Raw genomic sequence first — 5539 nt, forward strand, 5'->3', positions numbered from 1 at the left:
GAAACCGGTATGCAGCTTTGCTGTTACGACGGGAGGAGAGATAAAAATCGACAGTGCGGCCCCGGCTGTCGACGGCCCGGTACAGATACGCCCAGCGGCCATTGACCTTCACGTAGGTTTCATCCATGTGCCACGGGCAAAGATCGGAAGGGTTACGCCAGTACCAGCGCAGCCGTTTTTCCATTTCAGGCGCATAACGCTGAACCCAGCGGTAAATCGTGGAGTGATCGACATTCACTCCGCGTTCAGCCAGCATCTCCTGCAGCTCACGGTAACTGATGCCGTATTTGCAGTACCAGCGTACGGCCCACAGAATGATGTCACGCTGAAAATGCCGGCCTTTGAATGGGTTCATGTGCAGCTCCATCAGCAAAAGGGGATGATAAGTTTATCACCACCGACTATTTGCAACAGTGCCAGGTAACCCGGTCAGACTACACCTCATACTCAACAACGCAACCGAGACGTCTCGAGGAAACAGATCATTGTGGTGTTTGGCGGTGAGCGATGAATTCAAAGCTGTACTGATATAAGCGGAAGTAGTTCACTGTATATTCAAACGGTGTCCCATCGACAAGCTCACTGACTGATTCGACCCTTAATATGGGCGAATTTTCACGGGTGTTGAGGAGCGCGGCGAGTGAGGTGGAGGTGCTATCTGGCCAGACACATTGGCGACTTTTCGCGATCTGCATCCCCTTATGTCGCTCGATATAATCGTATTTCGATGTTTGCATCACTTCGATACTGAGATCGGTAAACATAGCCACCGGCAGGTAGGTGCACTCAAGGATTTCTGGCTCGCCATCAATCAAACGAAGACGTTGGATTTCATAAATCAACGTCCCTTCCTCCACGTTTAATTTACTGGCAATGGTGTGGCTGCAAGGTGACGTTTCAAATGCGATCACCTTTGAGCTTGGCGTTTTGCCTTGTGCTGAGACTTCTTCGATAAATCCCATCAGTTGAAAGGCGTTGTGCTGTGCTTTAGGGGCTTTTACGTAACTGCCACTACCTCTGACGCGGTAGAGCAGATCGTTATCAACCAACACCTTCATCGCCTTACGTATCGTGACTCGGCTGACGTCATAGGTGGCTTGTAGCTCGGCCTCAGTTGGCATCATCGCGCCTGGTGTCAGGGTTCCATCTTTAATCTGCTCAGTGAGTAAATCGGCTATTTGCATGTAGCGAGGTTTCAACATGTCGGCTCCTTTTGGCTGCAAGCCCCATCATAACAAACTGTGATCGATAATACATTTAAAGTACATAAATAGATTCCCATTGTGTTTTCGATCAATAAATGAGCCTTTGTGTATATTTAAAGTATCACCTATGTAATACATTAAAGATACATATTAAGAGGAGACACGATGATGAAACCACAAAAGCTCACTATCGTCGGGGGTGGAAGCACCTATACACTGGGGATGATCAATAGCTTGATTGCTGAAAAAGAGGCATTTCCGCTCAGCAAAATCACCTTCTATGATATTGATGAACAAAGACAAGCCTCGAATGCCAAAGCGACGGAGATCTTGCTGCGCGAGGCTTATCCTGAGGTCGAAGAGTTTGTTTATACCACGGATAAAGAAACGGCATTCTCAGATGCAGATTTCTTCTTTATTCAGATCCGCACTGGTGGCCTTGCCATGCGGGAGCTTGATGAGCAGATCCCATTGTTTTACGGTTGTGTGGGACAAGAAACGTGCGGCGCGGGTGGCATGGCGTATGGGCTACGCTCGATAGGTGACATGATTACTCTCGTGAATGACATTCGTCACTTCGCCCCGGATGCCTGGATTTTAAACTATACAAACCCAGCAGCCATTGTGGCTGAAGCCTTGCAGCGCGAATTTCCTCATGACAACCGCATTCTAAACATCTGCGATATGCCTGCCGCCATTATGGTGAGTTATGCACAATTACTCGGTTGCGAGATCTGGGATTTGGTGCCGGAATACTTTGGACTGAACCACTTTGGGTGGTTTACCAAGGTACGAAACCGAGAAGGGGTCGACCTTACCGCTGAGCTTAAACGCATCATTTTGGAAGAGGGGATCAGTGCTGTTGACCCAGAAATTGCTGATGACCCTTCATGGCAGGCAACGTTTAAAAACATGCAGACCATGCTGAAAGACAATCCTGAGTACTTACCCAATACTTATCTGCAGTACTACTTGTATCCGGAAAAAATGGTAGAAAAAGAAGATATTGCTAACACGCGTGCGCGCCAAGTAATCAATGGACGAGAAAAGCGAGTGTTTAGCCTGAATGAACGCATCATTGCCGCGGGCACTACCGCTAATGAACATCTTCATGCAGACATCCATGGGCGCTATATGGTGCGTGTAGCGGCCTCCTTGGCCTATAACCGTGGCGAGACGTATCTGGTTATCGTACCGAATGATGGCGCGATCCCAAATATTCAGAATGATGCCATGGTGGAAGTGCCGGCCGCGTTAACCAATGACGGCCCGAAACGCTTTGCGGTCGGAACCATCCCTACGTTCCAAAAAGCACTGATCGAAGGCCAACTCGGCTACGAAAAGCTGGTCGTGGATGCATGGTTTAGCGGGGATCGACAAACACTGGTCAATGCGCTCACGCTCAACCGAACCGTTGTGGATGTGCCAAAAGCGCAACAAATCGTCGATGAGCTTTTACGTGTTAACGGCGACTATCTACCTCAATTTCATTAATAATATGATGCCCCAGAGACCATCTGGGGCCAAAATCTGGGAGGGATCATCATGAAAGATATAATCCAGCGCTTTGGTGCAGCAATGTTTGTCCCTGTGCTCCTCTTTCCTGCAGCCGGTATGTTATTAGGCTTATCGGTGATGCTACTCAACCAAGATCTCTTTCCTTGGGCAGTGGAAGGTAGTGCATGGGTAAAAGTGTCAACTATCCTTCTCCAAGCCTCGTTGGCGGTGTTTAAAAATATGGCCTTGGTGTTTGCGGTAGGGTTACCGATAGCACTAGCAAAATCTGCATCCGGGCGCGCAGTGCTTGCAACACTGGTGTCATACATCACCTTTAATTATGTGATTGGTGGCATTTTACAGTTCTGGGGACCTGAGCTTGGGGTGAACTATGTGGAGGGTGAGCGTGGGCTTACTGATGTGGGCGGTATACTTACTTTGGATACTAACCTATTGGGTGCCATCGTAATTGCTAGCCTCTCCGTTTGGGTTCACAACCGTTTCTTCGACAAAAAACTGCCAAACTGGGCGGCAGTGTTTGGTGGCACACCTTTGGTGGTTATTGTGAGTTTTCCGATCATAGTACTCATGGCGATCATCACCTGTTTTACTTGGCCAAGTATTCAGCACGGCATTAATAATCTACAAACCTTTTTAGTCGGTGCGGGTTCATTCGGGGTGTGGATGTTCACTTTCCTTGAGCGGATTATGATCCCAACGGGGCTGCATCACTTTGTCTATGGCCCCGTATTCTATGGACCTGTAGCGGTGGATGGCGGCACAGTGGCTCATTGGATTCAAAATATCCAAAACTTTGCCAGCAATCCTGCCCCCTTAACCGAGCAATTCCCACAAGGTGGCTTGATGTTGACTGGGATGGGGAAAGTCTTTGGTTGTACGGGTATTGCTATGGCGCTTTACGCAACCGCGAAGCCAGAAAACAAGAAAATGGTGCTCGGCTTGGTGCTTGGTGCGGCATTGACGGCCATTCTTACTGGGATCACCGAGCCTATTGAGTTTACCTTCCTGTTTATCGCACCGGCATTATTTGCGCTCCACGCGGTATTGGCGGCAACCATGGCAACCATTGCCTATTGGTTTGGTGTCTCAGGTAACTTCCAGACTGGGCTTATCGACTTTATTTTTCAAAATTGGCTACCGCTAGGCGGCTTGCATGGCGACACATATATTGTGCAAGTGCTCATCGGCCTGAGTTTCACCGCTATCTACTTTGTGGTGTTCCGCGCGCTGATTTTGAAATTTGATATCCCCACGCCCGGCCGGGGCAGCGCAGAGGCGAAGCTTTATACCAAAGCCGACTATAAGGGGGCACAACAAAACGATTCATCGAGCGGTGTGATTGATGGCGGGCAAGCGAGTGCGTTTATTGAAGGACTGGGTGGCAAAGACAACATAGCATTGCTCACCAATTGTGCCACGCGGTTACGTATCAAGGTACATGAGCCAGAAAAAGTAGCGGAAACGCAATATTTTCAAGAGCATGGTGCAGTAAACATGGTACGTAATGGTGATAGCTTTCAAATTATTGTCGGCTTAACCGTACCGCAGGTTCGCGAAGAAATGACGCAATTGATACGGGCATAGGTTTTGCGCCTCAAGACAAGAAATTAAGAGCGGTACTTGGTACTGCTCTTATGCATTGAGGCTAATATAAGCCAGGAGTTAATAGTACTTAGGTACTATTGATTGAAGTGTTATTAGTGGTAATGTTCGTTGGTTACGAAAAGTCGTGTGAGTCTGAGTAAGTTGTTGCCCAATTTAAGGCGATACTCAGTGTGACCATCGAATAATAATTGAGAGCGTGTAATGTCTGAAATTGAAGAAGAGGGTAATGCTACCAATTTACTGATTTAGTGTATGATGATGGTTTTGAGGTGCTCCAGTGGCTTCCATTTCCATCAGTTGTCCCTCCTGTTCAGCTACTGAAGGCGTGGTGCGTAACGGTAAAAGCACTGCCGGACATCAGCGCTATCTCTGCTCTCACTGTCGTAAAACATGGCAGCTACAGTTCACTTACACCGCCTCTCAGCCCGGTACACGCCAGAAAATTATTGATATGGCCATGAATGGCGTCGGATGCAGGGCTACCGCCCGCATTATGGGCGTTGGCCTCAACACGATTTTACGACACTTAAAAAACTCAGGCCGCAGTCGGTAACCTCGCGCATACAACCGGGTAGTGACGTTATTGTCTGCGCTGAAATGGACGAACAGTGGGGCTACGTGGGCGCTAAATCACGCCAGCGCTGGTTGTTTTATGCGTATGACAGGATACGGAAGACGTGTCAGCGATGCAGGAGCTTTCCTCGGATTAACGCCCAAAAAGTATCAATCCGGCGAAGTTGACAGAAATGGGGGAATATCAAAGCAGGGAAACAGAATGACACGCACGCTTATCGGCACTGTTGCAAATAGTCGGTGGTGATAAACTTATCATCCCCTTTTGCTGATGGAGCTGCACATGAACCCATTCAAAGGCCGGCATTTTCAGCGTGACATCATTCTGTGGGCCGTACGCTGGTACTGCAAATACGGCATCAGTTACCGTGAGCTGCAGGAGATGCTGGCTGAACGCGGAGTGAATGTCGATCACTCCACGATTTACCGCTGGGTTCAGCGTTATGCGCCTGAAATGGAAAAACGGCTGCGCTGGTACTGGCGTAACCCTTCCGATCTTTGCCCGTGGCACATGGATGAAACCTACGTGAAGGTCAATGGCCGCTGGGCGTATCTGTACCGGGCCGTCGACAGCCGGGGCCGCACTGTCGATTTTTATCTCTCCTCCCGTCGTAACAGCAAAGCTGCATACCGGTTTC

At 48.9% G+C, this 5539-nt stretch carries 3 protein-coding genes and 4 pseudogenes; 5 read left to right on the plus strand and 2 right to left on the minus strand.

Features of this window, described 5'->3' with window-relative positions; all coding sequences use genetic code 11:
* Nucleotides 1–355, minus strand: a pseudogene (locus OGV50_RS07445) (IS6-like element IS26 family transposase); the annotation flags it as partial.
* A 127-nt stretch (nucleotides 356–482) separates the two neighbouring features.
* Entirely contained in the window at nucleotides 483–1202 is a 720-nt protein-coding gene (locus tag OGV50_RS07450) for a GntR family transcriptional regulator (RefSeq protein ID WP_064760475.1), read from the minus strand.
* Between the two features lie 168 nt (nucleotides 1203–1370).
* Between OGV50_RS07450 and OGV50_RS07455 the strand changes: the two genes are divergently transcribed.
* The 5 genes and pseudogenes from OGV50_RS07455 to OGV50_RS07475 all read left to right on the plus strand — a co-directional run.
* Nucleotides 1371–2699, plus strand: coding sequence for a 6-phospho-alpha-glucosidase (locus OGV50_RS07455; protein ID WP_206098739.1), 1329 nt, complete (start codon nucleotides 1371–1373; stop codon nucleotides 2697–2699).
* Between the two features lie 51 nt (nucleotides 2700–2750).
* A complete protein-coding gene (locus OGV50_RS07460; protein ID WP_192466105.1) occupies nucleotides 2751–4307 on the plus strand; it encodes an alpha-glucoside-specific PTS transporter subunit IIBC in 1557 nt (518 codons plus the stop codon).
* Between the two features lie 298 nt (nucleotides 4308–4605).
* Nucleotides 4606–5006 (plus strand): annotated as a pseudogene (locus OGV50_RS07465) (IS1 family transposase); the annotation flags it as partial.
* A 13-nt stretch (nucleotides 5007–5019) separates the two neighbouring features.
* A pseudogene (locus OGV50_RS07470) lies at nucleotides 5020–5148 on the plus strand (transposase); the annotation flags it as partial.
* A gap of 36 nt (nucleotides 5149–5184) precedes the next feature.
* A pseudogene (locus OGV50_RS07475) lies at nucleotides 5185–5539 on the plus strand (IS6-like element IS26 family transposase); the annotation flags it as partial.

Source organism: Citrobacter sp. CK180, from assembly GCF_030333655.1.
Lineage (GTDB): Bacteria > Pseudomonadota > Gammaproteobacteria > Enterobacterales > Enterobacteriaceae > Citrobacter_B > Citrobacter_B koseri.

What these genes read in the sequence shown, in the direction of transcription:
- OGV50_RS07450 (WP_064760475.1), bottom strand. Translation starts at nt 1,202, where the DNA reads ATGTTGAAACCTCGCTACATGCAAATAGCCGATTTACTCACTGAGCAG.
- OGV50_RS07455 (WP_206098739.1), top strand. Translation starts at nt 1,371, where the DNA reads ATGATGAAACCACAAAAGCTCACTATCGTCGGGGGTGGAAGCACCTAT.
- OGV50_RS07460 (WP_192466105.1), top strand. Translation starts at nt 2,751, where the DNA reads ATGAAAGATATAATCCAGCGCTTTGGTGCAGCAATGTTTGTCCCTGTG.